The organism is Mesorhizobium sp. M8A.F.Ca.ET.218.01.1.1 (genome assembly GCF_004791165.1).
In the GTDB taxonomy this organism is placed as follows: Bacteria; Pseudomonadota; Alphaproteobacteria; order Rhizobiales; family Rhizobiaceae; genus Mesorhizobium.
The window spans coordinates 380,195-405,121 of sequence record NZ_SRUZ01000005.1 but is presented as its reverse complement, the minus strand read 5'-3'; the positions used below and the strand labels follow the sequence as shown (position 1 = coordinate 405,121).

The 24,927-nt window shown below is 63.0% G+C and carries 25 protein-coding genes; 14 read left to right on the top strand and 11 right to left on the bottom strand.

What is annotated here, in order from left to right; all coding sequences use genetic code 11:
• Positions 1-5: 5 nt before the first annotated feature.
• From sbmA to EN861_RS20590, 3 genes are all read right to left on the bottom strand, one after another.
• Positions 6-1,265 (bottom strand): peptide antibiotic transporter SbmA, encoded by a 1,260-nt coding sequence (gene sbmA, locus EN861_RS20600; RefSeq protein ID WP_135865271.1) that lies wholly within the window; start codon positions 1,263-1,265, stop codon positions 6-8.
• Positions 1,266-1,379: 114 nt separating this feature from the next.
• Complete coding sequence (locus EN861_RS20595) at positions 1,380-2,540, bottom strand: YbfB/YjiJ family MFS transporter (RefSeq protein ID WP_135865268.1); 1,161 nt, start codon at positions 2,538-2,540, stop codon at positions 1,380-1,382.
• A gap of 71 nt (positions 2,541-2,611) precedes the next feature.
• The gene (locus EN861_RS20590) at positions 2,612-2,836 is read right to left on the bottom strand and encodes a hypothetical protein (RefSeq protein ID WP_127873071.1); all 225 of its coding nucleotides are present in this window, start codon (positions 2,834-2,836) and stop codon (positions 2,612-2,614) included.
• 94 nt (positions 2,837-2,930) lie between these two features.
• Between EN861_RS20590 and EN861_RS20585 the strand changes: the two genes are divergently transcribed.
• From EN861_RS20585 to EN861_RS20575, 3 genes are read left to right on the top strand one after another with little or no spacing between them, the layout of a single operon-like run.
• The gene (locus EN861_RS20585; RefSeq protein WP_127873070.1) at positions 2,931-3,896 is read left to right on the top strand and encodes a LysR substrate-binding domain-containing protein; all 966 of its coding nucleotides are present in this window, start codon (positions 2,931-2,933) and stop codon (positions 3,894-3,896) included.
• Between the two features lie 23 nt (positions 3,897-3,919).
• Positions 3,920-5,185 carry an aminopeptidase gene (locus tag EN861_RS20580; protein WP_127873069.1) on the top strand — a complete coding sequence of 422 codons (1,266 nt, stop codon included), beginning with the start codon at positions 3,920-3,922 and terminating at the stop codon, positions 5,183-5,185.
• Positions 5,186-5,199: 14 nt separating this feature from the next.
• Positions 5,200-5,562: a DUF488 domain-containing protein gene (locus tag EN861_RS20575; protein WP_135865266.1), complete on the top strand. Its 363-nt coding sequence runs from the start codon at positions 5,200-5,202 to the stop codon at positions 5,560-5,562.
• Between the two features lie 168 nt (positions 5,563-5,730).
• Here EN861_RS20575 and EN861_RS20570 read toward each other — a convergent pair whose 3' ends face one another.
• Complete coding sequence (locus EN861_RS20570; RefSeq protein ID WP_127873067.1) at positions 5,731-6,078, bottom strand: ArsC family reductase; 348 nt, start codon at positions 6,076-6,078, stop codon at positions 5,731-5,733.
• 151 nt (positions 6,079-6,229) lie between these two features.
• On the opposite strand from EN861_RS20570, the gene EN861_RS20565 reads away from it, so the two are divergent.
• Positions 6,230-6,586 (top strand): metalloregulator ArsR/SmtB family transcription factor, encoded by a 357-nt coding sequence (locus EN861_RS20565; RefSeq protein ID WP_135865264.1) that lies wholly within the window; start codon positions 6,230-6,232, stop codon positions 6,584-6,586.
• On the top strand, positions 6,583-7,062 hold the full coding sequence (locus EN861_RS20560) for an SRPBCC family protein (protein ID WP_135865262.1): 480 nt from the start codon (positions 6,583-6,585) through the stop codon (positions 7,060-7,062). Before EN861_RS20565 ends, EN861_RS20560 begins: the two co-directional genes overlap by 4 nt.
• A 99-nt stretch (positions 7,063-7,161) precedes the next feature.
• On the opposite strand, the gene EN861_RS20555 is transcribed toward EN861_RS20560, so the two are convergent.
• Positions 7,162-7,515 carry a SnoaL-like domain-containing protein gene (locus EN861_RS20555; RefSeq protein ID WP_127873064.1) on the bottom strand — a complete coding sequence of 118 codons (354 nt, stop codon included), beginning with the start codon at positions 7,513-7,515 and terminating at the stop codon, positions 7,162-7,164.
• Positions 7,516-7,701: 186 nt separating this feature from the next.
• Here EN861_RS20555 and EN861_RS20550 point away from each other — a divergent pair, with 186 nt between their 5' ends.
• Positions 7,702-8,406 (top strand): SOS response-associated peptidase, encoded by a 705-nt coding sequence (locus tag EN861_RS20550; RefSeq protein ID WP_135865420.1) that lies wholly within the window; start codon positions 7,702-7,704, stop codon positions 8,404-8,406.
• A 162-nt stretch (positions 8,407-8,568) separates the two neighbouring features.
• Positions 8,569-8,700: a hypothetical protein gene (locus EN861_RS36655; protein WP_272483024.1), complete on the top strand. Its 132-nt coding sequence runs from the start codon at positions 8,569-8,571 to the stop codon at positions 8,698-8,700.
• A gap of 165 nt (positions 8,701-8,865) precedes the next feature.
• Here EN861_RS36655 and EN861_RS20540 read toward each other — a convergent pair whose 3' ends face one another.
• From EN861_RS20540 to EN861_RS20520, 5 genes are all read right to left on the bottom strand, one after another.
• Entirely contained in the window at positions 8,866-9,951 is a 1,086-nt protein-coding gene (locus tag EN861_RS20540) for an ABC transporter ATP-binding protein (RefSeq protein ID WP_135865260.1), read from the bottom strand.
• Positions 9,941-10,549 (bottom strand): cupin domain-containing protein, encoded by a 609-nt coding sequence (locus EN861_RS20535; protein ID WP_127278569.1) that lies wholly within the window; start codon positions 10,547-10,549, stop codon positions 9,941-9,943. The genes EN861_RS20540 and EN861_RS20535 overlap by 11 nt, the downstream gene beginning before the upstream one ends.
• Positions 10,550-10,726: 177 nt before the next feature.
• Positions 10,727-11,797 carry an ABC transporter substrate-binding protein gene (locus EN861_RS20530; RefSeq protein WP_135865258.1) on the bottom strand — a complete coding sequence of 357 codons (1,071 nt, stop codon included), beginning with the start codon at positions 11,795-11,797 and terminating at the stop codon, positions 10,727-10,729.
• A 28-nt stretch (positions 11,798-11,825) separates the two neighbouring features.
• Positions 11,826-12,647: an ABC transporter permease gene (locus EN861_RS20525; RefSeq protein ID WP_189343683.1), complete on the bottom strand. Its 822-nt coding sequence runs from the start codon at positions 12,645-12,647 to the stop codon at positions 11,826-11,828.
• Complete coding sequence (locus EN861_RS20520) at positions 12,644-13,528, bottom strand: ABC transporter permease (RefSeq protein WP_127873059.1); 885 nt, start codon at positions 13,526-13,528, stop codon at positions 12,644-12,646. The genes EN861_RS20525 and EN861_RS20520 overlap by 4 nt, the downstream gene beginning before the upstream one ends.
• A gap of 295 nt (positions 13,529-13,823) precedes the next feature.
• On the opposite strand from EN861_RS20520, the gene EN861_RS20515 reads away from it, so the two are divergent.
• From EN861_RS20515 to EN861_RS20495, 5 genes are all read left to right on the top strand, one after another.
• A complete protein-coding gene (locus EN861_RS20515; protein ID WP_135865253.1) occupies positions 13,824-14,981 on the top strand; it encodes a fumarylacetoacetate hydrolase family protein in 1,158 nt (385 codons plus the stop codon).
• Positions 14,982-15,274: 293 nt separating this feature from the next.
• Positions 15,275-16,210, top strand: a complete 936-nt coding sequence (locus EN861_RS20510; protein ID WP_127278978.1) for a substrate-binding domain-containing protein — start codon at positions 15,275-15,277, stop codon at positions 16,208-16,210.
• Positions 16,211-16,326: 116 nt separating this feature from the next.
• Positions 16,327-17,313 (top strand): ABC transporter permease, encoded by a 987-nt coding sequence (locus EN861_RS20505; protein ID WP_127278977.1) that lies wholly within the window; start codon positions 16,327-16,329, stop codon positions 17,311-17,313.
• Between the two features lie 3 nt (positions 17,314-17,316).
• Positions 17,317-18,108, top strand: a complete 792-nt coding sequence (locus EN861_RS20500) for an ATP-binding cassette domain-containing protein (protein ID WP_127278976.1) — start codon at positions 17,317-17,319, stop codon at positions 18,106-18,108.
• Between the two features lie 27 nt (positions 18,109-18,135).
• Complete coding sequence (locus EN861_RS20495) at positions 18,136-19,158, top strand: LacI family DNA-binding transcriptional regulator (RefSeq protein ID WP_127278975.1); 1,023 nt, start codon at positions 18,136-18,138, stop codon at positions 19,156-19,158.
• A 302-nt stretch (positions 19,159-19,460) separates the two neighbouring features.
• Here the strand turns inward: EN861_RS20495 and EN861_RS20490 are convergent, their stop codons facing one another.
• Entirely contained in the window at positions 19,461-20,051 is a 591-nt protein-coding gene (locus EN861_RS20490) for a TetR/AcrR family transcriptional regulator (protein ID WP_127278974.1), read from the bottom strand.
• 491 nt (positions 20,052-20,542) lie between these two features.
• Between EN861_RS20490 and EN861_RS20480 the strand changes: the two genes are divergently transcribed.
• Together EN861_RS20480 and EN861_RS20475 are read left to right on the top strand one after the other, a co-directional pair.
• A complete protein-coding gene (locus EN861_RS20480) occupies positions 20,543-23,719 on the top strand; it encodes a multidrug efflux RND transporter permease subunit (RefSeq protein ID WP_135865418.1) in 3,177 nt (1,058 codons plus the stop codon).
• Positions 23,720-23,734: 15 nt separating this feature from the next.
• On the top strand, positions 23,735-24,886 hold the full coding sequence (locus tag EN861_RS20475) for an efflux RND transporter periplasmic adaptor subunit (RefSeq protein WP_127279204.1): 1,152 nt from the start codon (positions 23,735-23,737) through the stop codon (positions 24,884-24,886).
• The last annotated feature ends 41 nt before the right edge of the window (positions 24,887-24,927 follow it).

Below are 24,927 nucleotides of genomic sequence, written 5' to 3'. Positions count from 1 at the left end.
ACTTCCTAAGCCGGGTCTTCTGCACCCTGCCTTGCCAGATAGCGCTGATCGATGTCCGGCAACGGCTCACCCAGCAGCGTCGCCTCGAAGGCGCGCAAGCGTTTATGGACCGACTGCAGTTCGACGATGGTCGACCAGGAGGTAAGCAGGAATTGCAGCGAACCCGTCACCTTGCCGAAGGCGTTGGAGATCTGGTTCAGCGCACCGAACGTTATCTTGTGCGCGACCAGCGACGGACCCAGGATCAACAGCGAGAAAATGTTGTCGGCCTGCAGGTAAGTGTACCGGACGACATTGAAATAGATGTAGTGGAAATAGAGCCGGAAATAGTTGTGCCGGACATTGGCAAACAGCTCGGCGGTGGTGGCGGGTTGCGCCCTGTCCGCATGATCCTCGCCATAGACGAGTTCCTTGCGGTAGGCGGCTTCGACGCGCTGGTTACGGAACTGCAGCCCCGGAAGCTTCATGCCGGCAATCATCACCGAGATCGTGCCGAACAGACACCAGGCAAGTGCCGCGACCACCAATGGCTGCGGGATCGCGCCGATGATCGGCAGTTCGCTGATATGGGCCTGCAACTGGATCATCACCGGCAGGAAGGCGATCAAGGTCATGATCGACTGGACGAAACTGGAACCGAGATCCTCCATGATCTGCGAGAACCGCATCGTATCCTCCTGGATACGCTGCGAGGCGCCCTCGATATGGCGCAGCCTGCTCCAGTTCTCGATAAAGTAGTTGTTCATCGCCGTCCGCCAGCGGAAGATCCAGTGGCTGACGATGAAGGCATTGACCACCTGCACGTTCATGCCGACCAGCGCGAGCCACGAAAAGTCGGCCAGCCCGGTGTAGAATTCGCCGTTGGTCGATTTTCCGGTCCCCGACATCAACCCTTGCACATAGTCGAAGAAGGGGCCGTACCAGGCGTTGACGGCGACGCTGACCTGCACGTTGAAATAGATGAAAAATAGGATGACCGCCGTCATCAAGATCGACCAGCGCTGCCAAGGATGCGGCGAATACCAGCTCCAGAATGCGTAGAAGATGGCCACGCAAAGCGCGAAATAGATGTAAAACCAGAGGAACGGTTTCGACACCAGCACAGCGATGCCGATGATGGGCGCCGCATCGGCGGCTGCCGGCGGAAGGCCCACAAGGCCCCCCAATTGCTCCCCGCCGAAAAACCAGAACAGGATTGCCGCAAGGCTCCAGATGGCGGCCGAAGAGAAGAAAAGCTTCGGCTGCGGGAAGAAGGATACGAACACTGTGGCGAATTCCTCGATCTATGCGCAAATCAGGTGGGTTCGGCGGGCATAAGGTCACACATTAGGGGGAAAGAAAATGCCTGCCCGAGTTCAGGCGCAGAGCAAGACCACAAATCATGGCGATTTTGGCGCGGCCGACCATGTGACGGCGCCGGAGACGACCAGGACGGCCGCGGCGACGATGGAGGCGAGGAAGAAATCGCCCGACGCCTGGGCCAGAAACCCGGCCGCGATCGGGCCGATGATCTGGCCAAGACCGAAGGAAGCGGTCATCAAGGCAAAGATGCGCCGGGGTGACTTCGGCGCCTGCTGCCGTGCGGCCTGCAGGCCAAGCGCCGTGATGGCAATGAAGGTGCCGCCGAGCAGCACGCCGCCAAGCAGCGGCCCCGTGCGCCCGCCGACGGCGACGCTCGCGGTAACGCCGACAACTTCGACGAAGCACCCCAACGCATAGGCGGCATAGAGCCCGATCCGCGCCGATATCTTCTGCCACAGCCAGACCGAAGGGAAACCGGCAAGGCCGGCAACCATCCACACCACCGCCTCGAAGACGCGGCTGCCGCCACCCTGGCGGACGATGGCGACGAGGAAGGTCGCCGTCACCACATAGCCGAAACCGAACAGGCCATAGGCGACGATCGCCTTCATCAGCGACAGGTCTTTCGGCAGCGCCGGCTCGTGGACGGCTTCGCCATTGGTGAGCGGACCCTGGTTCGCCAGCAGCGCCACGGCGACGAAGCCGCAAGCCGAAATCGCGCCCGACCACAGCCAGCCCTGCGCCCAGCCGGCATGTTCTGTGACCAGCACGGCCATCATCGCCGCCGACATCGCGATGCCGAGGCCAACGCCGCCGAAATGCCATGCCTGCAGGTCGCCCCGCCCGGCCTCCGCGATATGGCTGAAAACGATGCTGGCCATGAACACCATGACGAAGGCGCTGGCCAGACCGGCCAGAAAACGGATGGCGAGAAAGGCGGCCATGGCATCGGTCAGCCCCATCAGGGCGGCCAGCACGGCGCTGGCACCGAGGGCTGCCAGCATCAGCGAACGCTCGCGTCCGTGCGCCCAGTTGCCCGCCGCCACCAACGCGCCGACGAGGTATCCGAGATAGTTGGCCGAGGCGATCCAGCCGGCATCGGCCGGCGACAGATGCAGTTCCTCCATCATGCCGGGCAGGATCGGCGTGTAGACGAAGCGGCCGATGCCCATGGCGACGGCCATGGCGATCATGCCGGCGAAGGCGTAGCGAAGCGCTGTCGATGGGGCCGATGTCATTGCAGTGCACAATAAATCTGCGCACGGGTGAAACAATCCGCCTTGTGTTGGGCCAGTGCCGGACCGCGCGCTCAGCAGCGCCCGCCGAAACCGGCGTTCAGCGAAACGGTCTCATGCACGGTCCGGCGCGCCGTCAAGCGGAACGGCACATCGCCGAGTTCGCGCTCCGACATCGCGTCAAGCGCGGGATGCGCAAGCGGATCGGTCAGCCAGCTCAGCGTGTCGACGTCGCAGCGCGTGTCATCCGACGAAGCGGCGGCGAACAGGACCTTCAGCGACGACAACATCCTCAGCATTTCCGGCTCCATGGGCCTGTCTCCGTCCATAAGTCAGCCGTTTCGGTAACTCTTTCAATTGAGATTTCGGCCGGATCGGTTTAGAAAATCTCAAATGGCCATGCTCAACCGCGTTCATCTCAACGGCCTTCGCGCCGTGGAAACCGTCGCCCGTCTCGGCTCGCTCGCGACCGCCGCCAGCGAACTCAACGTTTCCGTCAGCGCCGTCAGCCAGCAGATCAGCCGCACCGAAAAGCAGCTCGGCCAGGCCCTGTTCGAGCGCACGACCAGCGGTCTCGTCCTGACCGAATTCGGCGCCGTCTTCGCGGCCCGCCTTGGCGCCGGATTTCGCGAGCTTGCGCAGGCCGTGGCACTGGCGGACGAGGCAACCCAATGCACATTGGTTGTTTCGGCGGCACCTGCGTTTGCCTCCAAATGGCTGCTGCCACGGCTGTCGCGGCACTTCGACCGGCATCCCAACGTGCTGTTGCGCATCGACGCCTCGGTGCGGCTGGCCAATCTCGATCATTCCGACATCGACATTGCCATCCGGCTTGGCGACGGCAAATGGCCGGGCGGGAAGGCGGAGCTCATTTTGGCGCAGGAAGTCTTCCCGGTCTGCGCACCGGGCATTGCAAGAAAACTGAAGTCGATCGGCGACCTTGCGCGGACCTGCGCCATCACCGACGAGCGGGCGATGATCAACTGGGAAAGCTGGTTCGCCGCTGCCGGCGTTCCACCCGTCAACTTCCAGAAAGGCGCGCGCTTCACCGACCCGATGCTGTGCCTGGAATCGGCGATCGCCGGCCATGGCGTGATGCTGGGCTGGCAATTGCTGACGGCCGATGCGCTGGCCGATGGGCGGCTGGTGGCGCCGTTCGGAATCCGCGCCCAGAGCGGCCTCGGCTACTGGCTGGTGACCTCCGCCACCAAGCCTGAAAGCCGCAAGGTCCGGGACTTCAAAATCTGGATCAAGGAAGAGATCGCGGCGACCATGGCGCAGTTCGGATCGTCGGTCGCGGGGCCCAGTGGCGCGATCGCGGTGGAAAGCGCCGCGGTACCGGTCTATGTTCAATCATAAATCCCACGACGACAGGCAGGATCATGACCACACATTCGCGCGGCGTTTCCGCAACGATCGACCCGGTGAAGCTCGACAGGCTGGCGGAAGTCGCCATCAAGGTCGGGCTGCAATTGCAGCCCGGACAGGACCTGGTACTGACATCGTCGATCGCGGCGCTGCCGCTGACCAGGCGCATCGTCGAGCACGCCTACAAGGCCGGCGCCGGGCTGGTGACGCCGATCTTCAACGATGACGAGATGACGCTGGCGCGCTACCGCTTCGGCGCCGATGCCGGCTTCGATCGCGCCGCCGGCTGGCTCTATGAAGGCATGGCGAAGGCCTTTTCCAACAATGCCGCCCGGCTCGCCGTACGCGGCGAGGATCCGTCGCTGCTGTCGGCGCAGGATCCGGCGAAGGTGGCGCGCGCCAACAAGGCCAATTCGATGGCCTACCAGCCGGCGCTGGAGAAGATCACCGGCTTCGACATCAACTGGAACATCGTCGCCTATCCGGATCTGGCCTGGGCCAGGCAGGTTTTCCCCGGCGACGCCGACGACGTGGCGGTGGCGAAACTCGCCGACGCCATCTTCGCCGCCTCGCGTGTGGATGTCGAGGACCCGATCGCCAACTGGAAGGCGCACAATGCGGCCTTGCGCGGCCGCACTGAATGGCTGAACGGCCACGATTTCCATGCGCTGCATTTCACTGGACCCGGCACCGACCTGACTGTCGGGCTGGCGGACGGCCATGAGTGGATGGGCGGCGCCTCGACCGCCAAGAACGGCGTCACCTGCAATCCCAACATCCCGACCGAGGAAGTCTTCACCACGCCGCATGCGAGGCGGGTCGAGGGCCATGTTTCCTCGACCAAGCCGTTGTCCTACCAGGGCACGCTGATCGACGACATCTCGGTGCGCTTCGAGGGCGGGCGGATCGTCGAGGCCAAGGCCTCGAAGGGCGAGGACGTGCTGAAGAAAGTGCTCGACACCGACGAAGGCGCGCGCCGCCTCGGCGAAGTGGCGCTGGTGCCGCATTCCTCGCCGATCTCGGCCAGCGGCCTGTTGTTCTTCAACACGCTGTTCGACGAGAACGCCGCCTGCCATATCGCGCTCGGCCAATGCTATTCGAAGTGCTTCGTCGACGGCGCCTCGCTCAGCCAGGACGAAATCGCGGCGCGCGGCGGCAACAAGAGCTTCATCCACATCGACTGGATGATCGGCTCGGACAAGATCGACATCGACGGCGTCGCCAAGGATGGCAGCCGCGTGCCGGTGATGCGCAAGGGTGAGTGGGCCCAGGGGCTCTAGCCGGCGGAGGTGTGATGGCCTTCGATATCGCGGTCAAGCGCGTCTACGAAGCACCCGGGAAGGCCGATGGCCAGCGGGTGCTGGTGGATCGGATATGGCCGCGCGGCGTCGCCAAGAAGGATGCCGCGTTGACGCTGTGGCTGAAGGAGATCGCGCCGAGCGACGAACTGCGCAAATGGTTCGGGCATGAGCCGGAGCGCTGGGCGGAATTTCAGAAGCGGTATTTTCTCGAACTGGATCGGAATGAAGAGGCGTTGGCGAGTTTGCGCGCCCTGCTCCGCGACGGCAAGGTAACGCTTCTCTACGGCGCCCATGACGAGGCGCACAACAACGCGGTGGCGCTGGCGAAATACCTGCTTCGTCATCCTCGGGCTTGACCCGAGGATCCATGCCGTGACTTTCATCGAAGGACGCGACGGGGCAGAATTCTCAACCGCTGCAGCACGTTAGCGTCACGGCATGGATCCTAGGGTCTGCGCCGCGTCGCTTCGCTCCTTGCTCCGCCCTAGGATGACGACGGCATAGGGTGCCGCGCTTAACGAACTTTACTTTACAGCCTCCTCATAAACATCCGCCTTGAACCCAACCAGCACCCGATCCCCCACTTCAAGTACCGGCCGCTTGATCATGGTCGGCTTGGCCAACATCAGCTTCTTCGCCTTCTTCTCATCCAGCCCTTCCTTGTCCTTGTCCGGCAGTTCGCGGAAGGTCGTGCTGCCCTTGTTGAGCAGCTTTTCCCAACCGACCTTGCCAACCCAGCCATTCAGTCTGTCAGCCTCGATGCCTTCGGCCCGGTAATCGTGGAAGCGATAGGGAACGTCATGGCTCTCCAGCCAGACGCGCGCCTTCTTGATCGTGTCGCAATTGGTGATGCCGTACATGGTGATCGTCAAGACGTGCTTCCTTTGGGCTGACCGTCGAATCCGTTTCGCAACCTAGAACCGCCCTTCCCGCTTTGCCAGAAGCTCGTGAAATTTGCCGCTTGCAAACACTAAGGAATTTACCTAAGTATTAATGACCACTTTTGACGACCCAGGACCATCGATGACCAGCCTCCAGAGCGCAAATCCGATCCCCCCGCCGATCGACAGCATCTTCCGCGCGCTTGCCGACCCGACACGGCGGCTCGTGGTCGAGCGACTCAACAGGAGCCCCGCTTCGGTCAGCGAACTGGCACAGCCTTTCGAGATGGCCCTGCCTTCCTTCATCGACCATCTCAAGATTCTCGAAGGCTGCGGGCTGGTTCGGTCGCAGAAGACCGGCCGGGTCAGGACTTACGAGCTTGCGCCCGAGCCATTGAAGCTCGCCGAAAGCTGGCTGGCTGAGCAGCGCACGCTCTGGGAGCGCCGCCTCGACCAGTTCGACGCCTATGTGATGACACTCAAGGAGCAGGAAACATGAGCTATCCCTTCAAGCCGGATCCCAGGCTGGACCTCGTGCTGGAGCGCGTGCTCGACGCGCCGCACCAACTGTTGTGGCGCGCCATGACGACGCCGGAGCATGTCAGGCAATGGTTCACACCAAAACCATGGGTGATCACCGACTGCGAGATCGACCTCAGGCCAGGCGGGTTGTTCCGGACACGCATGCAGTCGCGCGACGGCAAGGAGGTCAGCGACCGCCATTGCTGCTATCTGGAGATCGTGCCGAACGAGCGGCTGGTGTGGACGGATGCGCTGCTGCCGGGTTACCGGCCGTCAGGCGAGCCCTTCATCACCGCCGTCATCTCTCTTCACCCGGATGGCCGGGGCACGCGCTACACCGCCACCGCCATCCACCGCGACGAGGCGACCCGCGACAACCATGAAGAGATGGGTTTCTTCGACGGCTGGGGCACGGTAGCCGATCAGCTTGCGCAATATGTGAAGACGATTTGAGCTTCCTGGGTGGCGGCCAGGGCATCGCTGGCCGCCATGTTGATCTCCGCCTTCGCGGCGAAGAGCGCGGACTCCGGAAAGCCAGCTGTGTTTCCGACCTCAGTAGTAAAAACGCTCTTCGGCGATCTTGCCGTTCTTGACCGTGTACAGGCCAACCTCATCCATGGTGACGCGCTGGCCGGTGGCCTTCGGCGTTATGTCGAACGTGAAGCGCAACGCGAACTGGTCGCCGTTGACATAAGGCCCCTCGACGGAGCCGCCATGGACTTCGTGGTTCTCTTGCCACCATTGGCTCTTCTGCCTGAGGGCCTCCTTGCCATGGCTGACCGCCATCGGTCCCTCCATGGCCTCGTAGCTGGCGATGTCATCGGCATTGTACTTTTCGGCGGCACCTTGGTTGTTACCCTGCTTGAGCAGTTCGGTGAAATCCTTGGCAATTTCCGCGATGGTCATGTGGGTTCCTCCTGTTCAGACGCACTCGAAGTAGGGGGGTGATCGCCGGCCCGCCACCTTTGCCCGCATGACAGCTGACAAGCTGTGTCAGGACGATCGATATAGCGCGGTGGTGTGACGGCGATTGCAGGAGCGCGGACAGCAGCCTTGGTTGCAGAGGCACGCCAATTCCGCGATGCTGGGTGCATGTGTAACCTCTACAACATCACCACGACACAAGAGGCGGTCCGCCAATGGACGCGCGCACTGCGCGATATCAGCGGCAACCTTGAACCATCCGTCGACATCTATCCCAATCAGCCCGGCCCCGTCGTCCGCAACACGGCAGACGGGAAGCGTGAGCTGGCCAGACTGCTTTGGGGGTTGCCAACGCCACCTGAGCGCATGAAGGGAAAGGCCGACTACGGCACGACCAACGTTCGCAATCCACAATATTCGCACTGGCAACAGTTTGTCGGGGTCGAGCATAGATGCGTCGTGCCGGTCACCAGTTTTGCCGAACCCAGCCCGACACCGAGTGACAAGGACCCAGAAACCGGCATCCAACGCAACTACTGGTTTGCCCGTGACGATAGCCGACCGCTGTTCTTCTTCGCCGGATTCTGGACCCGTTGGCAGGGTATTCGAAAGGTCAAGGACGGACCCGGCGACTTCGAGTTATTCGCCTTCATGACAACCAAGCCAAACGCCCTGATCGCGCCGATCCATGAGAAGGCTATGCCCGTAATCCTGACCACGTCGGAGGAGACCGAGGCCTGGCTTACAGCACCTTGGGCAGAAGCACGGCATTTGCAGCGAACAGCACCAGACAACGCGTTGGTGATCGTTGAGAAGCCAGCCACACAAATCAAGTTTCCGCAGCAGGCACCGGCGCAAGGATCTCTGTTCTAGGCTAAGGGATAGCCGCGTTCCTCATTCCTCGTCTCGCCATATCACACGGCGAACCATGCGGATTTCGACAAGGCGTCTCACACGAATTTTCAAGCGCTCCGCAGCACTCGGCAAAATTATGTCGGCATCAAGTTCGCGAAGCTTGCAGCGCTCGCACCGCATATGCCGTTCGACATCCCAAAAGGGAATGTCACCGACAAGCTTCGCGAGATCGCCAGGCAGATAATGCCGGGTGATGTTGCAGTGCCGGCATCGGACACGAATGAGTTGCCCGACTTCGTGCGCGAGGCATAGGGTTTGCACATTTCGGCGCGGTCGGGTGCTCAATTCCGGCATCAACTAATTTAGGAATGTCTTCCTACATTAGTCAATTCCTACTTAGTTTCCTTGGTCGTTCGTCCACATATCGATCAGGCCAACCCCACGGCCGTGCGGGCGACCTTGCGCAGTTGAATGAGGCTAGCTGGGCAGCATGGGGCAGTTGGCGCCACGGCGCAAGCTGACGTGCGCCACGTCGCCGGCGCTGAATTGAAACCCCTCGGCCTGGCGGGGCGCGTCGATGACAACGGGCATGCCTTGCCCCAGTTCGGCATGCAGGCGCAACGTGCGGCCATGGAAGACGATGCTGTTGACCCGCGCCGGCGCCGTGCCGGGCGCAGCCTCGGCGGCCGCCAGCAAATCCTCCGGGCGCACGCCTATGGTGCGGACCTCGCCTTCGCCGGGCGACTGGCCGGTTTCGGACATGGCCTCCAGCGGCAAGGTGCCGGCGGTGAAACGCAGGCGGTGGCCATCCCGGCCGACAAAACGTGATTGCAGGAGATTCATGGTGCCGATGAAGCTCGCCACGAACTTCGTGGCCGGCCGGTCATAGAGGGTCGCCGGCGGCGCGATCTGCTCGATGCGGCCTTTGTTCATGACGACGATACGATCGGAGATCGACAGCGCCTCGGTCTGGTCGTGAGTGACCATCACGAAGGTGGTGCCAAGCCGCGATTGCAGCCGCTTCAACTCGACTTGCATCTGTTCGCGCAGATGCGCGTCGAGCGCCGACAGCGGCTCGTCGAGCAAGAGCACGCGCGGCTCGCAGACAATGGCGCGGGCAAGCGCGACACGCTGGCGCTGGCCGCCCGACAGTTCCAGGACGCGAGCGCGAAGCTTGTCGGCGAGACCGACCATCTCCAGGGCTTCGCCGACGCGCTTTGCCTGCTCGGCACTGGTGAGTTTTCGCAGGGACAAGCCGAAGCCGACATTTTCGGCGACGTTCATGTGCGGAAACAGCGCGTAGTCCTGGAACACCGTGTTGACCGGCCGCTCGAAGGGCCGAAGGGCCGTGATGTCATGGCCGTCGAGCAAGACCTCGCCGCTCGACGGGCTTTCGAAGCCGGCAATCACACGCAGGCTGGTGGTCTTGCCACAGCCGGACGGCCCGAGGAGCGTGATGAATTCGCCGCTGACAATGTCGAGATCGACGGTATCGAGTCCGACGATGCCACCTGGAAAAACCTTGGAAACCGCCTGCAGCCGGACGAGTGGATCAGGCGCCATCGCGAACCTCGGACGGCTTCGTGGTGTTGACCCAGAGGATCTGGCACTGCTCCGCGCCGGGATTGCGGAAGGCGTGCAAAAGCGTACTCTTGAAGGCAAAACTGTCGCCGGTCTTCAGCCCGTATTTTGTCGAATCCACCACCAGTTCGACCTCGCCCGAAAGCACGAAGCCGAATTCATGGCCGGCATGGGCGTAGGCTTCCGCCGTGCCGCCACCGGCTTCCACCGTCACCAGCATGCCGGTCAGCGTCGCGCCGGGCGGCGACAGCAGCGCCTTGGCGATGCCTTCGGATTTCACCGGGATCTGCCGCCTTTTGTCGGCGCGCACGCAATAGAGATCATTGACCGCATCGTTGCCGTCGGCGATCAGCGCTGACGGCTCGATGTCGAGCGCGGCGGCGAGCGGCCAGATCACCTTGACGCGCAGCGAGGACATGCCGCGCTCGATCTGGCTCAGCGCGCCGATCGACATGCCGGCTTTTGCCGAGAGATCGGCCAATGACAGGCGGCGCTCGAGCCTGAGCGCCCGCACGCGCCGGCCGACGCGAACGTCGGCATCGTCCTTCGGTTTTTCGGCGGCCTCGTCAAGCATGTCCATGTGCAAGTCCTCGTTTGCTTCTTCCTTCTCCCCTTGTGGGAGAAGGTGGATCGGCGCGTAGCGCCGAGACGGTTGAGGGGTGAGTGACAGATCGCCGCCGGCGCCAAGCTGGAGCACCCCTCATCCGTCGCCTTCGGCGACACCTTCTCCCACAAGGGGAGAAGGGAAGGCCGTAGCTTACCCGCCAGCCTTCACCTTCTCGAACATCTTCGCCATATCGTCGTTCTGTTTCATCGGCCCGGTGAAGATCGTGCTCTTCAGCATCACCTCGGGGTCGGACGGCAGTTGCAGCTTCTCCAATTCGTCCTTCGGCACGCCGGCGAAAGCGGTGCCGAGCGAGCTGCCATAGCCGTAGGACTGGATCAGGAATTTGCCGGAGTCAGCGTCGAGCCGGCTGTTGATGAAGTCATAGGCGAGATCGACGTTCTTGGCGTCCTTCAGCATGACGAAGCCGCAGGCCCAGGTCAGCATACCCTCCTTCGGCTTCATGAACTCGACCGGCACGCCTTGCTTCTTGAGCGACGTGGCCGATGCATTCCAGGTCATGGCGGCGACCAACTGGCCACTGGCCAGGGCCTGCTCGACCGAGGTCATGTCGGTGGTGTAGCTCGACAGCAGCGGGCGCTGTTCGCGCAGCTTTGCCGCGACCTTGTCCATCTGCTCCGGTGTCATGTCGAAGGGGTTCACGCCTGCCAGAAGAGCCGCGACAATCGGGGTGTCATGCACGGCGTCGATGGTCGCCATACGGCCGGCATATTGCTTGTCCCACAGAAGGTTCCAGCTCTCCTCGGGGTTCTTCACCAGATCGGTGCGGTAGAGGATCGAGGTGTTACCCCAGTCCCATGGCACCATCCAGACCTTGCCGTCGCCGGCCTGCAGGTCGGGCAGGTTCTTGAACACCGGGAAGATCGAATCCCAGTTCTTGATGCGCTTGGTGTCGATCGGCTGCAGCAGGCCTTCCTTGTTCCAGCGCGCCACCTTGTCATAGCAGGGGTGCGCGATGTCGGGCCGGAAGCCGGCCTTGACCTTGGTGAAGGCATCATCGTCGTCGCCGAAGATCGAGGCCTCGACGCCATCGGGGTGCGCTGCAAGGAAGCTCTTGTTGAAATCGGGCAACTCATAGCCCGACCAGGTGAAGTATTGCAGCTTCTCGGCGGCGAGCGCCACGGTCGACGACAGTGCGAGCGCCAATGCCGCGAGGCCGGCGCGGACCTTGTGTCCCGACACCGATTTCAGGTGGAATGTCATTTTCGTTCTCCTCTCTCGTTGTTGTGCTTCAGGCTGGATTGCGGCGTACGGCGCCAAGCCCGCGATGGCGCAGGATTTCGGCGGTGCCAGCGATGATGAAGGACACGGCCAGGATCACCGTCCCGAGCGCCATGACGGTCGGCAGCGAGCGGGGAAAGCGCAGTTGGCTCCAGATGTAGAGCGGCAGTGTCGGCTCGGTGCCGGCCAGGAAGAAGACGACGATGAACTCGTCGAAGGAGATCAGGAAGGCGAGCATGAAGGCCGACAGCACGGCCGGCAGGCTGAGCGGCAGCATGACGCGCCGGAAGGTCATCCAGTCCGAGGCGCCGAGGTCGAGCGCCGCCTCGCGAACCGTCCTGGGGATGGCGGCGAAACGGCTGCGCATGACGACCACGGTGGTCGGCAACGCGACCAGGATATGGCCGAGCACGATGGCGACACGCGACGGTCCGAGGCCGACGAGGTTGACCAGGATCAGCAGCGATATGCCGACAATGACGCCAGGAATGAGGATCGGCAGCCGCGCGATGGCGCTGATGGTGGCGGCCAGCGGCGAGCGGCCATAGAGATCCATATAGGACACGGTGATGCCGCACAGCGTGGCGCCCGAGGCCGCGATGGCGCCGATGACGAGACTGTTGACGAGCGCACCCGACAGTGCCGGATTGCCGTAGAGCGTGGCATACCATTGCAGCGTGAAGCCCTGCAGCGGAAACGCGGCCTGGATGGAATCGTTGAAGGAAAACAGCGGGATCAGCAGGACCGGCAGATAAAGGAAGATCAGATAGGCAAGCACATAGAGGCCGAGCCAGCGGCCATCCCGTTTCATGCTGGCGCGCCCTGTTTTCATGTGCGGCTGCCAAACCGGCGGTCCGCGCCGCGCGCGACCAGTACCACGAGCAGGATGACCAGCATGACGCAGACCGAAAGGGCTGCGCCGAACGGCCAGTCATTGGCCTTGCCAAACTGCGACTGGATCAGCGAGCCGATCATGGTGCTGGCCGGACCGCCCACCATGGCCGGCGTGACATAGTCGCCGACCGTCGGCACGAAGACGACAAGCGCGGCGGCCAGCACGCCCGGCATCGAATTGGGCAACACGACCCGACGGAAGGAAGTGAACGGCCTCGCGCCCAGATCGGAAGCGGCCTCGATCAACGATTTCGGGATCGTGTCCAGCGCCACATAGATCGGCAGGATGGCGAACGGCGCATAGGCGTGCGCGAGCGTGACGACGACAGCGGCCGGCGTGTTGAGGAAGGCCAGTGTCGGCTCGGACCAGATGCCACTTTCGATCAGCGCCGAATTCAACACCCCATTGTAGGCCAGCACGATCTTCCAGGCGAAGACACGCAGGAGATAGCTGGTCCAGAACGGCAGCGTGACCAGGAACAGCAGCAGACCGCGTCGCCGGCCGGCGTGAAAGGCAAGATAGTAGGCGACGGGGTAAGCAGTTACGACCGTGGCCAGCGTGACCAGCGCGGCGATGATCAGCGAGCGCAGCGTGACCGTCCAGTACAGCGGATCGGAAACCACGGTGATGAAGTTGGCCAGGCTGAAGCCGGCGCCAAGCAGCGACCCGTCATTGCCGCGGAAGGCGAGGAAAAGCACCAGGCCAAGCGCAAACAGGATCAGCAGGAAGGTGACCAGCGCGCCGGGCAGCAACATGGCGAACCGGAAGCCCGATGAAGCCCGGGTCTCTGGCACATGTGCTGCAACTAGGGTCGACATCGACCTGCCCGTCCCAGGCTTTTGAAATTGACTAAGGATTTTTCATATTTGTGAAACTGTCAAGCGGATTCAGAGTACTGCGCTGCTGTGAACGGCGATCTCGCATTTGAGGTACAGTTGCCGTCGGCAATAAAACCCGACGCGGATTTCACATTTCTGAAGGAACGGCTTCAATGAAGAACCGGTTATGGCAGCTCGAATTTGCCCCCGGACGGGATAGACCTTTGAGTGGAATCCGGTGAAAGTGCCGCGCCGATCCGGCCAGAATTTTCGATCCATTCGAGGAACCCAACTCATGACCAATCCGACACATCTGCCCTCCGAAGGCCTGTTTGTCGGGCGCGCCAGGAGCGGCGATGTCTCCCATCCCATGGTGGTCACCGTGCGTGACGGCACCGTCTTCGACATCACCTCGAGCGCGGCGCCTACCGTCCGTGACGTCTGCGAGTTGGCGGATCCGGCCGGCCATGTGGGCTCGGCCAAGGGCACTCCCATCGGTTCTGTCAGCGACATCGCGGCCAACAGTTTCGAAGCCACGCGCGATCCGGCAAAACCCTTTCTGCTATCCCCGGTCGACCTGCAGGCGATCAAGGCATCCGGCGTCACTTTCGTAGTCAGCCTGCTCGAACGGGTGATCGAGGAACAGGCCCGCGGCTCGGCGGAAAAGGCCGACGCCATACGCGCCGACATTGCCGGCCTGATCGGCCACGACCTTTCCAAGCTCAAGCCCGGTTCGCCCGAGGCGATGGAGATCAAAGCCAAGCTGATTTCGCGCGGCGCGTGGTCGCAATATCTGGAAGTGGGCATCGGCCCGGATGCCGAGATCTTCACCAAGTGCCAGCCCATGGCCTCGGTCGGCTTCGGCGCCGATGTCGGCCTCCACCCGGTGTCGACCTGGAACAATCCGGAGCCGGAGATCGCCATGATCGCCGCCTCGAGCAGCAGGATCGTCGGCGCCACCATCGGCAACGACGTCAATCTGCGCGACGTCGAAGGGCGCTCGGCGCTGCTGCTCGGCAAGGCCAAGGACAACAACGCCTCGGCTTCGCTTGGCCCCTTCATCCGGCTGTTCGACGACACGTTCTCCATCGCCGAGGTGAAGCAGGCCGTCGTGCGCCTGAAGGTCGAGGGCGAGGACGGATTTTCGCTGGAGGGGGCGAGTTCGATGGCCGAGATCAGCCGCTCGCCGGAGGAACTGGTTGCCGCGGCCATGGGGCCGCACCACCAGTATCCGGACGGGCTGGCGCTGTATCTCGGCACGATGTTCGTGCCATCGAAGGATCGCGGCGAAAAGGGCAAGGGGTTCACGCACAAGGTCGGCGACATCGTCACCATCTCGTCGGAAAAATTCGGCGCGCTGGTCAACCGCGTGCGGCTGTCGCCTGATTGCCCGCACTGGACCTACGGCGCCAGCCATTTGATGCGCGACCTCGCCAAAGCCGGCCTGCTCTAAGTGGTTCTTCAGGGGCTTTCGCCCCAAGTGACCGCCCAAACATGATCGGGACAGTCCGCCGGGCTGCGCCTCGGCGACAATCATCCGACTGCCTGGAAAAAATCATCCCAACTGATGCGATCTGATGGGGTCGTTGATGGCGCCGTGTCAGGCGCCAACTACATCTGCAGATGGAGGCTTGCCATCCGCCGAAAAAGGGAATGCTCTTAGGCATCCGAGCGGCGCTGGCAAAAGACGCAATCCGGCCGAAGCCGGAACAAGGGACGGATCATCTTCAACCGGGAGGAAATCACATGCTGACGAGACTAAGACTTGTGCTCTACGGCCTGCTGGTCGCGCTGACGGTCATTCCGGCAGCCGCGCAGGCCAAGACGTTCTACTGGATCTCACATGGCGGGCCGGCCGACCCGGTCTGGACCTACTTCCTCGCCGGCGCCAAGCAATGGGCCAAGGACACCGGCAACACCGTCAACACCTCTTTCCACAATGGCGACGTCGCCTCGCAGCAGGAAGCGGTCCGCGCCGCCCTCTCCGCCAAGGCCGACGGCATCGTCACCACCAGCCCCGATCCGGGCAGCCTTGTCGAGATCGTCAAGGAAGCGCGCGCGGCCAACGTCCCGATCATCAACTTCAACACGCCCGATCCCAAGGCCAATTTCAACGCCTATGTCGGCGGCGACAACGTCACCTTCGGCAAGCATTGGGCCCAATATCTGGTCGACAAGGGTCTTGTGAAGAAGGGCGACTTCGTCTGGATGCCGGTCGAGATCCCCGGCGCCACCTATGGCGTGCAGGAAGAGGAAGGCATCAAGAGCGTCTTCGGCCCGCTCGGCATCACCTATGAGGTGACCGAAGCGACGCTTGACCAGGCCGAGGTGATCAACCGCATGGTCGACTACCTCACCGCCCACAAGGGCAAGGTCAACGCCATCATCGGCCTGGGCGACCTCGTCACCGGCTCGATCAAGCGCGTGTTCGACCAGGTCGGCGTCAAGCCGGGCGAAATCCCGGTCGTCGGCTGGGGCAACTCGCTCGACACCACCCAGGAAGTGCTGAACGGCTACGTCAATGCCGGCCAGTGGCAGGACCCGCAGGCGACCAGCTACGTCGCGCTGTCGCTCGCCAACATGGCGGCCAGCGGCATTCCCCCGGGCTTCAACGTCATCACCGGCGCGCTCTACGAGAAGGACACCGCGGCGGTCTACGACAAGATCCTGTCCGGCAAATAATCCGCGATCCCTGGCGCCGCGCATCTCGCGCGGCGCCAGCTATCTTCCTGCGCCGCGGCATGTCCACCCGATGCGGTGGAGGTCGCGGCCCGTTCCAACCATGTCGCGGGTTCCCAGTGGAAAATCATTCGCTCATCCAACGCCTGATCGCGCGGCCGGAATTCGGACCCTTCGTTCTGCTCATCGCCGAGATCGCCGTTTTCTGGGGTTTCAACCACGACTTCCTGTCGCCGCAGAACATCTCCAACACGCTGGCCTTCACCGTCGAGCTCGGCCTGATCGCGCTGGCGATGACGCTGTTGATGACGTCGGGCGAATTCGACCTTTCCGTCGGGTCCCTGTTCGGTTTCTCGCCGGTGCTGATGTGGACGCTGTTCAATGCCGGCGTCACCTCGCTGGAGATGGGCTTCGTCGTCGCGCTGGTGGTTGCCGCTTTGATCGGCCTGGTCAATGGCTGGTTCGTCACGCGGCTCAAGATCCCGTCCTTCCTGGTGACGCTCGGCATGCTGCTGGTGGTGCGCGGCAGCGCGCTTTTCATCACCGACGGGTTTCCGCAGCGCACCTGGAGCGCCGAGGGCAGCTGGCTGGCGGAGGCGCTGGTCGGCGATTTCTTCATCGGCCCGTTCCGCATCTACATGTCGCTGTTCTGGTTCATCGCCGCCGCGATCGCCCTCGGCTATGTCCTGACGCAAAGCCGGACCGGCAACTGGATCCAGGCGGCCGGCGGCAATCCCAACGCGGCGCGCGCCCGTGGCGTCAATGTCAACCGCGTCAAGGTCGGCCTGTTCGTGCTGTCTTCGCTGATGGCGTCGCTTGCCGGCGTCATTTCCTCACTGCGCACATCCGCCGCCAACCCCAACAGCGGCAGCGGCTACGAACTGGAGGTGATCGCCATGGTGGTGATCGGCGGCACGGCGCTGACCGGCGGGCGCGGCACCATCATCGGCACCGTGCTCGGCATCCTGATCCTGCGCGTCATGCGCAACGGCATCGTGCTGATCGGCGTGCCCGGGCTTGCCTACAACATCTTCATCGGCGCGATCATCCTTGGCATGATGGCGTTGCATTCGTGGCTGGAACGCCGGCACCAGGCGGGGACTTGAACCATGGCCGAGCCATTGATCCGCATGCAGAACATCCGCAAGTCCTATGGCCGCGTGCAGGCGCTGGTGGACGCCAATTTCCATGTCAACGAGCGTGAGATCGTCGGCCTGCTGGGCGACAATGGCGCCGGCAAATCGACGCTGATCAAGGTTCTCTCCGGCGCGGTGCCGCTGACCAGCGGCGACATCTTCATCCGCGGCAAGAAGGTCACCTTGCGCAGCACCAGCGATGCCATCGCCCACGGCATCGAGACCATTTATCAGGACTCCGCCCTGGTCACGCAACTGTCGATCGCGCGCAACCTGTTCCTGGGACGTGAGCCGATCAAGCCGCCGCGCTTCCTCAACCGCATGGACCAGGAGGCGATGAACACGGTCGCCCGCGATCTGCTCAAACAGGTCGGCATCTCCAAGAACATCCCGCCGACGACGCCGATCGGCTCGCTCTCCGGCGGCGAGCGCCAGGCGGTCGCGATCGCGCGCGCCATGCATTTCGACAGCGACCTGATCATCCTCGACGAGCCGACCAACAATCTCGGCGTCGCCGAAACACAAGGCGTGCTGAGCTTCGTGCGCAACGCGCGTGATTCTGGCCACTCCTGCATCTTCATCGCGCACAACATCCACCATGTCTTCCAGGTGGTCGACCGCATCGTCGTCATGCGCAGGGGCAAGGTGGTCGCCGACGACATCGATCCGAAGACGACGACCGTGACGGAAGTCGAGCGCATCATCACCGGCATGTCGGAAAAGGACATCCGCGACGCCCTCGCCGATGGCAAGCCGGGGCACTGAGGGAGCATCGGCATATAGGGTCGCGGCATGAAGGCCACCGTCTCCGACATCGCCAGGACCTGCGGGCTGTCGACCGCCACGGTCGACAGGGTGCTCAACAATCGGCCCGGAGCGAGTGCCGCCAACCGGCAACGCGTCATGGAGGCCGCCAAGCAGCTCGGCTATCTGCCTATCGCCGACCAGGTGACGCTTCCCTCGAAGCCCGCAAACCTCGAATTCTTCCTGCCGATCGGCAGCAACGCCTTCATGCAGGATCTGGCAAAGCATATCGAGGACTATGCCTCACGCCTGCCGCTGGTGGCATCCTGCCGGATCCACAATCTCGCCGGCATCTCGCCCAATGCCCTGCAGACAGCGGTCGAAAAATTGTCGCTGCGGGCCAATGGCGTCGGTGTCATCGCGGTCGATCATCCCAGGACACGCAACATCCTGCGCGACATCGTCGAGGCCGGCATCCGCCTGGTGACGCTGGTATCCGATATTCCGGCCGCACCGCGCTCGGCTTATGTCGGCATCGACAACCGCATGGCGGGACGGACGGCGGCCCTTTTGATGGGACGCTTCCTCGGCGGACGCGAGGGGCGGCTGGCGATGGTCGTCGGCTCGCGCTCCTATCGCGGCCATGAAGAGCGCGAGATGGGATTCCGCTCGGTGCTCGGCGAGGAATTTCCCAATCTCACCGTCAGCAGCGCCGTCGAGATCAATGACGAACCCGATGCCAGCTATGCGGAAACCATGAAGGCGTTGCGCAACGAACCGGAACTGCTCGGCATCTATTGCGTCGGCGCCGGGCGCTCCGGCATTGCCAAGGCGATCCGGGAAGCCAGGCCCAACCGCAAGCCGGTGTTCATCTGCCACGACCTGACGAGGGAGACGCGCGGCTATCTCGTCGACGACCTCACCGACGTCGTCATCGACCAGAACGCCAGGTTGATCGCGGAGCAGTCGGTCATCCAACTGCTCGGCTCGATCGCCTCATCGGCGCCCTATCTCACACGCAAATTCATCGAGCCGCGACTGATTTTCCGGGAAAACGTGCCGGTGCAGTGAGGCCCACTTTCCCGAATTCGCGCGGCGCCACGGCGAATCTGCACAGCAGCTATGCACAATTCATTGTTGCCGAATCATTGGGCAATTCGTAGTTTCTGGTTGTCGGCCATCTACTCCTCCCAGATGCGATGCCGACGCTGAATGGGGCGCACCTCCTCCCGCGCCACATTCGAAATCGAGCCCGCTGCCACCTCCTCCCGGCAGCGGGCTTTTTTCGTTCCGATCGGCAGCAATCGCGACGCCGCCACGCCACCTCCTTCCCGGTCACGGAATCGCATGGATCGTTGGCAGTCCGGCAGGTGTCAGTTTGCTGCAGTTCCCCTGAAGGAAACGATCAGCCCTTCCGCCATACGCACGAACTGCGTGCTGGGGCCTTCGGCGCCGACGGTCTGCACGCTGACACGCGCGCCTTCAAACAGCAGCGACAGCGTATCGGCGAGAAGTTCGGCCTGGCCGATACCGGCATCCCGGCAGAGCCCGACCAGGCGTTCGCGCTGGGCTTCCTTGAGCTCCTTGATCACGCGCCTTGCCGGATGATCAGGTTCGGTCAGTTCGGCGGCGGCATTGGCCATGTCGCAGCCGCGGCCATCGGTGTTGAGCATGGCGGCGGCCTTGCGAACCCAGGCATGAAGCTGGGCGAGTTTGTCGCCCGGATGCTCGGCCTCGAACGTTTCCCACATCGCGCCGGCTTTCAAGGCGTTGGCGCGCAGGCATTCGACGATCAGTTCGTCCTTGGACTCGAAGTGACGATAGAGCGTCATCTTGTTCGTGCCGGCAGCCTCGGTGATGGCGTCGACGCCGACGCCCTTGATGCCGTGCTTATGGAACATGTCACGCGCCGTCTCCAGAATCCGATCCCGGGGACGAGAGCGCTCCACGACGCCGTCTGTCATCATGATCTCCTTTCGTTTCCAAAAAACCCTCGGCCACCTCTTGACTAGGGTGTTACCGGTCTGTAACTTCCAGCATGTTACTTACTGGTAACACCTATAGCGTCCGTCGTCAATAACAAGGTCGTGAACTGGTCCTACCAGATCGAGATGGACGAAAAGATTGCCAATCATGCGGCTTCGGCCGGTGAAGAGATGAAAAACGGTTCGTGAGCATGGGCTGCGAATCGACAGACAAGGAGCCGGCCAATGCCACAGCGCCGCGATCTTACCATAGATGAGGCCGTCCGGGATCCGATGATCCGGCTGGTCATGAAAGCAGATGGGGTCGACCCCCGCGCCTTCGAGAACATGTTGCGCTCGCTTGCCGATGGGCAGCGTCGGGGGGTGCCGTTGCTGCGTTCACGGGAAATGTCCCGTGACGGGCATGGCCAGTTGTCCAGGGTCGCCAACGCCTTCGGGCGGGTAAGAGCGGCTGGAGAGGCGTGCGTGTCGTGGTAAACTTCTTCATCCATCGTCCGATCTTCGCCTCTGCGATCGCCATCATCATGGTGCTCGCCGGGACGATTTGTTATTTCCTGCTGCCCGTCTCGCAGTTTCCCGACATCACGCCGCCGCAGGTCGTGGTCAGTGCCCACTATCCGGGCGCCAGCGCGCAAGTGGTGGCAGACACCGTGACGACGCCGCTGGAGCAGCAGATCAACGGCGTGCAAGGCATGACCTACATGTCGTCGACGAGTTCCAATGACGGCTCGTCGACCATCACCATCACCTTCGATGTCGGCTATTCCTTGAGCACTGCCGCTGTCGACGTCCAGAACCGCGTCTCGCAGGCGGCATCCTCGCTGCCGGCGATCGTCAACCAGGGCGGCGTGACGATCAAGAAGCAGAACCCGAACTTCGTGCTGATCGTCAACCTGACCTCGCCCGACCATTCCGTCGACCCGGTGGCGCTCTCCAACCTGGCCTATCTGCAGGTGGTGGATCCGCTGAAGCGGCTGCCTGGCGTCGGCGACGTGCAGATCTTCGGCGAACGGCGCTATTCGATGCGCGTCTGGCTCGACCCGGACAAGCTCGCCAATCTCGGCATCACCGCGGTCGACGTCCAGAACGCCATCGCCGAACAAAACGTGCAGGTGGCGGCCGGCAAGATCGGCCAATCGCCGGCGCCCGCCGGCACTGCCTTCGAGATGCAGGTCAACGCCGTCGGCCGGTTGAGCGATCCGAAGGAATTCGGCGACATCGTCGTGCGTGCCAACACGGATACGGGTTCGCTGGTGCGGCTGCGCGACGTCGCCCGTATCGAGCTTGGCGCCCTGCAATATTCGTCCTCTGCCTTCTTCGGCAAGGACCCGACAGTGGTGCTCGCCGTCTATCAGATGCCCGGCTCCAACGCGCTCGATCTGCAGCAGCGCGTCAAGGACAAGATGCAGGAACTGTCGGCCCGTTTTCCCAAGGGCGTCGACTATGCGATGCATTACGACACGACGCGCTTCGTCTCGGCCTCGATGCATGACGTGCTGATCACGCTCGGCGAAGCCCTGGTGCTCGTCGTGGCGGTGGTGTTCATCTTCCTGCAGAGCTGGCGCACGACCATCATTCCGACCATCGCCATTCCAGTGTCGCTGGTGGCGACGCTCGTCATCATGGAGATGATGGGTTTCTCGCTCAACATGCTCTCGCTGCTCGGCATGGTGCTGGCGATCGGTCTGGTCGTCGACGACGCCATCGTAGTGGTCGAGAATGTGGAGCGACAGTTGGAAGCCGGGCTGAAACCACTGGCGGCGACAAAAGCCGCCATGGCCGAGGTGACAGGTCCGATCATTGCGACCACCGCCGTGCTCATGGCCGTGTTCGTGCCGGTCGCCTTCATTCCCGGTGTCTCCGGAAAGCTCTACAACCAGTTCGCGCTGACGGTGGCGATCTCCGTCGGTATCTCCGCATTCAACTCGCTGACGCTCAGTCCCGCGCTCAGCGCTGCCTTCCTGCGCCATCGCGGGGAGACGCAATTCTTCCTGTTCCGCTGGTTCAACACAGGCTTCGACAGGCTGTCGCATGCCTATGCCCATGGCGTGCGCATCCTTATCCGGCTGCGCTGGATCATGCTTGGCCTGTTCGCGGCCGGCCTGGTCGCCACCTATTTCGTCTGGCAGAAGCTGCCCTCGACCTTCCTTCCGGTCGAGGACCAGGGCTATTTCTTCGTCGTCATCCAGCTGCCCGACGGCGCTTCGCTGGAGCGCACCGATGCGGTGGCACAGAAGGCGCGCGACATCCTGCAGGCGACTCCCGGCGTCGACATCGTCGGCTCGATCAGCGGCCTGAACTTCCTGACCAGCGCGGCGCAGTCGAATTCGGCCGTCGAGTTCGCCATCCTCAAGCCGTGGGAACAGCGTGGTCCCGACCAGAGCGCCTCCAAGTTGGTCGCCGACGTGCGCATGAAGCTGCTGCAGATCCCGGAGGCCTTCGCGCTCTCCTTCGATCCGCCGTCCATCCCCGGCATCGGTACGACAGGCGGCTTCGAATTCGTCGTCGAGGATCTCACCGGCCGCGGCAGCACGGCCCTCAACGACGCCACGCAAGCGGTGATCGCCGAGGCGCGCAAGCAACCGGAAATCAATCCGCAGCAGCTGTTCTCGCCGTTCTCGACCTCGACGCCGCAGTTCAACTACAATCTCGACCGCGCCAAGGCGAAACTGCTCGGCCTCAACCTGCCCGACGTCTTCAACACGCTGCAGATCTATCTCGGCTCGCTCTACGTGAACGACTTCAACCTGTTCGGCCGCACCTTCCGGGTGACCATCCAGGCCGACAAGGATTCTCGTGCGGGTGCCGCCGATATTTCACGGCTCTATGTGCGCAATGCCTCCGGCGGCATGGTGCCGCTCAGCACGCTGGGCAAGCTCGTGCCGTTCGTCGGCCCGGAAACCGTGCCGCACTACAACAACAACGCCTCGGCCACCATCAATGGCGGCGCCGCGCCCGGTTATTCGTCGGGCCAGGCGGTCGCCGCCATGGAGCGGGCAGCGGCGACCGCGCTGCCCAGGGATTTCGGTTTCGAATGGACCGGCATCACCTTCCAGGAACTCAAGGCTGGATCGATCGCGTCGGTTGTGTTTGCCCTCGCCATCGTCTTCGTCTTCCTGATCCTGGCGGCGCAGTACGAGAGCTGGGCGATGCCGTTCATGGTGCTGCTGGCCGTGCCTCTCGCCCTGTTCGGCGCGTTCGCCGCACTTTGGGTGCGTGGCATGCAGATCGACGTCTATTCGCAGATCGGCTTCGTCATGCTGATCGGCCTGGCGGCCAAGAACGCCATTCTGATCGTCGAGTTCGCAAGACGGCGGCGCGAGGAAGGCCTCACCATCGTCGAGGCATCGATGGAGGCCGCCCGGCTGAGACTGCGGCCGATCCTGATGACCGCGTTTGCCTTCATCCTCGGCGTGGTGCCGCTGATGATCGCCACCGGCGCGGGTGCCGCAAGCCGTCAGTCGATCGGCACCACCGTGTTTGGCGGCATGGTCGCGGCGACCATCCTGTCGCTGGTGTTCGTGCCTGTCTTCTACGCGGTCATCGAACAGCTGCGCGAACGGCGCGGCGGCGACGAGCCCGCCTCTCAACACACTGAACCAACGGCCAAACCCGCCTTCCCTCCCCTGGCGGAAGCGGCCGAATAAGATTGGAGAATCATCATGCGTAAATGGAAAATCGCGTTGGGAACGGCTGTCGCGCTGGGTGCGATCTCGGTGGCCAGCGTCCACCTGCTGGACATGGGCAATCTCAGCCTGAATGCCGGCACGGCCGGGGCCGCGCCCGCTCCAGCCGCGTTCGTCATGCCGGTGCCGGTGGCGAGCGTCGTCAAGAAGACGATCCCGATCTACCTCGACTATGCCGCGCGGACCGAGCCGATCCGCAGCATCACGCTGCAGGCGCGCGTCCCTGGCTACCTGCAGGAACAGACGGCGCAAGACGGCGCCGATGTGCGGCAGGGCGACACGCTCTACAAGATCTCGCCCGACGACTTCCAGGCCGCGCTCGATCAGGCGAAGGCCCAGGTGCAGCGCGATACGGCGACGCTCGACTATGCGCGTTCCAATCTCGGCCGCGGTACCGAGCTTGCCAAGAGCGGTTACCTGGACAAGGACAGCTTCGACCAGCGCACCAGCACCTTGCGCGAGGCGCAGGCGTCGCTGGCGCTCAACCAGGCCGCCGTGCGCACGGCCGAGCTCAATTTGAGCTACGCTGAAATCCATGCGCCATTCCCCGGACGCCTGGGCCGCAACCAGGCCTCCGTGGGAACGCTGGTCAGCGTTGCCGGCACCGTGCTCAACACGCTGGTGCAGCTTGATCCGATCTACGTCACCTTCAATCCAAGCGAGACGGATCTGGCGCAGATCGAGGAAGCGCGTGCTGCCGGCCCAATCGAGGTCGAGGTCCTGCTTCCGGGTGAGACCGAAGCCCACCAGAAGGGCGAGCTCACCTTCATCGACAATACGATCGATCACTCGACCGGCACGATCACCACACGCGCCACCATCGGCAACGCCAAGTTCACGCTCTTGCCAGGCCAGTATGTTCGCGTGCGGCTGCACGTCAAACAACAGCCCGACGCGCTGATGGTGCCGCAGGTCGCGCTGGGATCAAGCCAGCTCGGCAAATATCTCTACGTCGTCGGCAAGGGCAATACGGTCGACCAGCGGCTGGTTTCGCTTGGGCCGACCAGCGGCGACATGGTCGCCATCCTCAGCGGCGTCGCCGAAGGCGACCAGGTGATCACAGGCAATCTGCAGAAGATCGGCCCCGGAATGCCGATTTCGCCCCTCCCACAGAAACCGGCTACCTGACTCCCCCGCAGGCCCGGTTTCCGCGCGGCGCCCTCGACCCT

What these genes read in the sequence shown, in the direction of transcription:
- EN861_RS20595 (WP_135865268.1), bottom strand. Translation starts at nt 2,540, where the DNA reads ATGACATCGGCCCCATCGACAGCGCTTCGCTACGCCTTCGCCGGCATG.
- EN861_RS20590 (WP_127873071.1), bottom strand. Translation starts at nt 2,836, where the DNA reads ATGCTGAGGATGTTGTCGTCGCTGAAGGTCCTGTTCGCCGCCGCTTCG.
- EN861_RS20585 (WP_127873070.1), top strand. Translation starts at nt 2,931, where the DNA reads ATGGCCATGCTCAACCGCGTTCATCTCAACGGCCTTCGCGCCGTGGAA.
- EN861_RS20580 (WP_127873069.1), top strand. Translation starts at nt 3,920, where the DNA reads ATGACCACACATTCGCGCGGCGTTTCCGCAACGATCGACCCGGTGAAG.
- EN861_RS20575 (WP_135865266.1), top strand. Translation starts at nt 5,200, where the DNA reads ATGGCCTTCGATATCGCGGTCAAGCGCGTCTACGAAGCACCCGGGAAG.
- EN861_RS20565 (WP_135865264.1), top strand. Translation starts at nt 6,230, where the DNA reads ATGACCAGCCTCCAGAGCGCAAATCCGATCCCCCCGCCGATCGACAGC.
- EN861_RS20560 (WP_135865262.1), top strand. Translation starts at nt 6,583, where the DNA reads ATGAGCTATCCCTTCAAGCCGGATCCCAGGCTGGACCTCGTGCTGGAG.
- EN861_RS20555 (WP_127873064.1), bottom strand. Translation starts at nt 7,515, where the DNA reads ATGACCATCGCGGAAATTGCCAAGGATTTCACCGAACTGCTCAAGCAG.
- EN861_RS20550 (WP_135865420.1), top strand. Translation starts at nt 7,702, where the DNA reads ATGTGTAACCTCTACAACATCACCACGACACAAGAGGCGGTCCGCCAA.
- EN861_RS36655 (WP_272483024.1), top strand. Translation starts at nt 8,569, where the DNA reads ATGCCGTTCGACATCCCAAAAGGGAATGTCACCGACAAGCTTCGCGAG.
- EN861_RS20540 (WP_135865260.1), bottom strand. Translation starts at nt 9,951, where the DNA reads ATGGCGCCTGATCCACTCGTCCGGCTGCAGGCGGTTTCCAAGGTTTTT.
- EN861_RS20535 (WP_127278569.1), bottom strand. Translation starts at nt 10,549, where the DNA reads ATGGACATGCTTGACGAGGCCGCCGAAAAACCGAAGGACGATGCCGAC.
- EN861_RS20530 (WP_135865258.1), bottom strand. Translation starts at nt 11,797, where the DNA reads ATGACATTCCACCTGAAATCGGTGTCGGGACACAAGGTCCGCGCCGGC.
- EN861_RS20525 (WP_189343683.1), bottom strand. Translation starts at nt 12,647, where the DNA reads ATGAAAACAGGGCGCGCCAGCATGAAACGGGATGGCCGCTGGCTCGGC.
- EN861_RS20520 (WP_127873059.1), bottom strand. Translation starts at nt 13,528, where the DNA reads ATGTCGACCCTAGTTGCAGCACATGTGCCAGAGACCCGGGCTTCATCG.
- EN861_RS20515 (WP_135865253.1), top strand. Translation starts at nt 13,824, where the DNA reads ATGACCAATCCGACACATCTGCCCTCCGAAGGCCTGTTTGTCGGGCGC.
- EN861_RS20510 (WP_127278978.1), top strand. Translation starts at nt 15,275, where the DNA reads ATGCTGACGAGACTAAGACTTGTGCTCTACGGCCTGCTGGTCGCGCTG.
- EN861_RS20500 (WP_127278976.1), top strand. Translation starts at nt 17,317, where the DNA reads ATGGCCGAGCCATTGATCCGCATGCAGAACATCCGCAAGTCCTATGGC.
- EN861_RS20495 (WP_127278975.1), top strand. Translation starts at nt 18,136, where the DNA reads ATGAAGGCCACCGTCTCCGACATCGCCAGGACCTGCGGGCTGTCGACC.
- EN861_RS20490 (WP_127278974.1), bottom strand. Translation starts at nt 20,051, where the DNA reads ATGACAGACGGCGTCGTGGAGCGCTCTCGTCCCCGGGATCGGATTCTG.
- EN861_RS20475 (WP_127279204.1), top strand. Translation starts at nt 23,735, where the DNA reads ATGCGTAAATGGAAAATCGCGTTGGGAACGGCTGTCGCGCTGGGTGCG.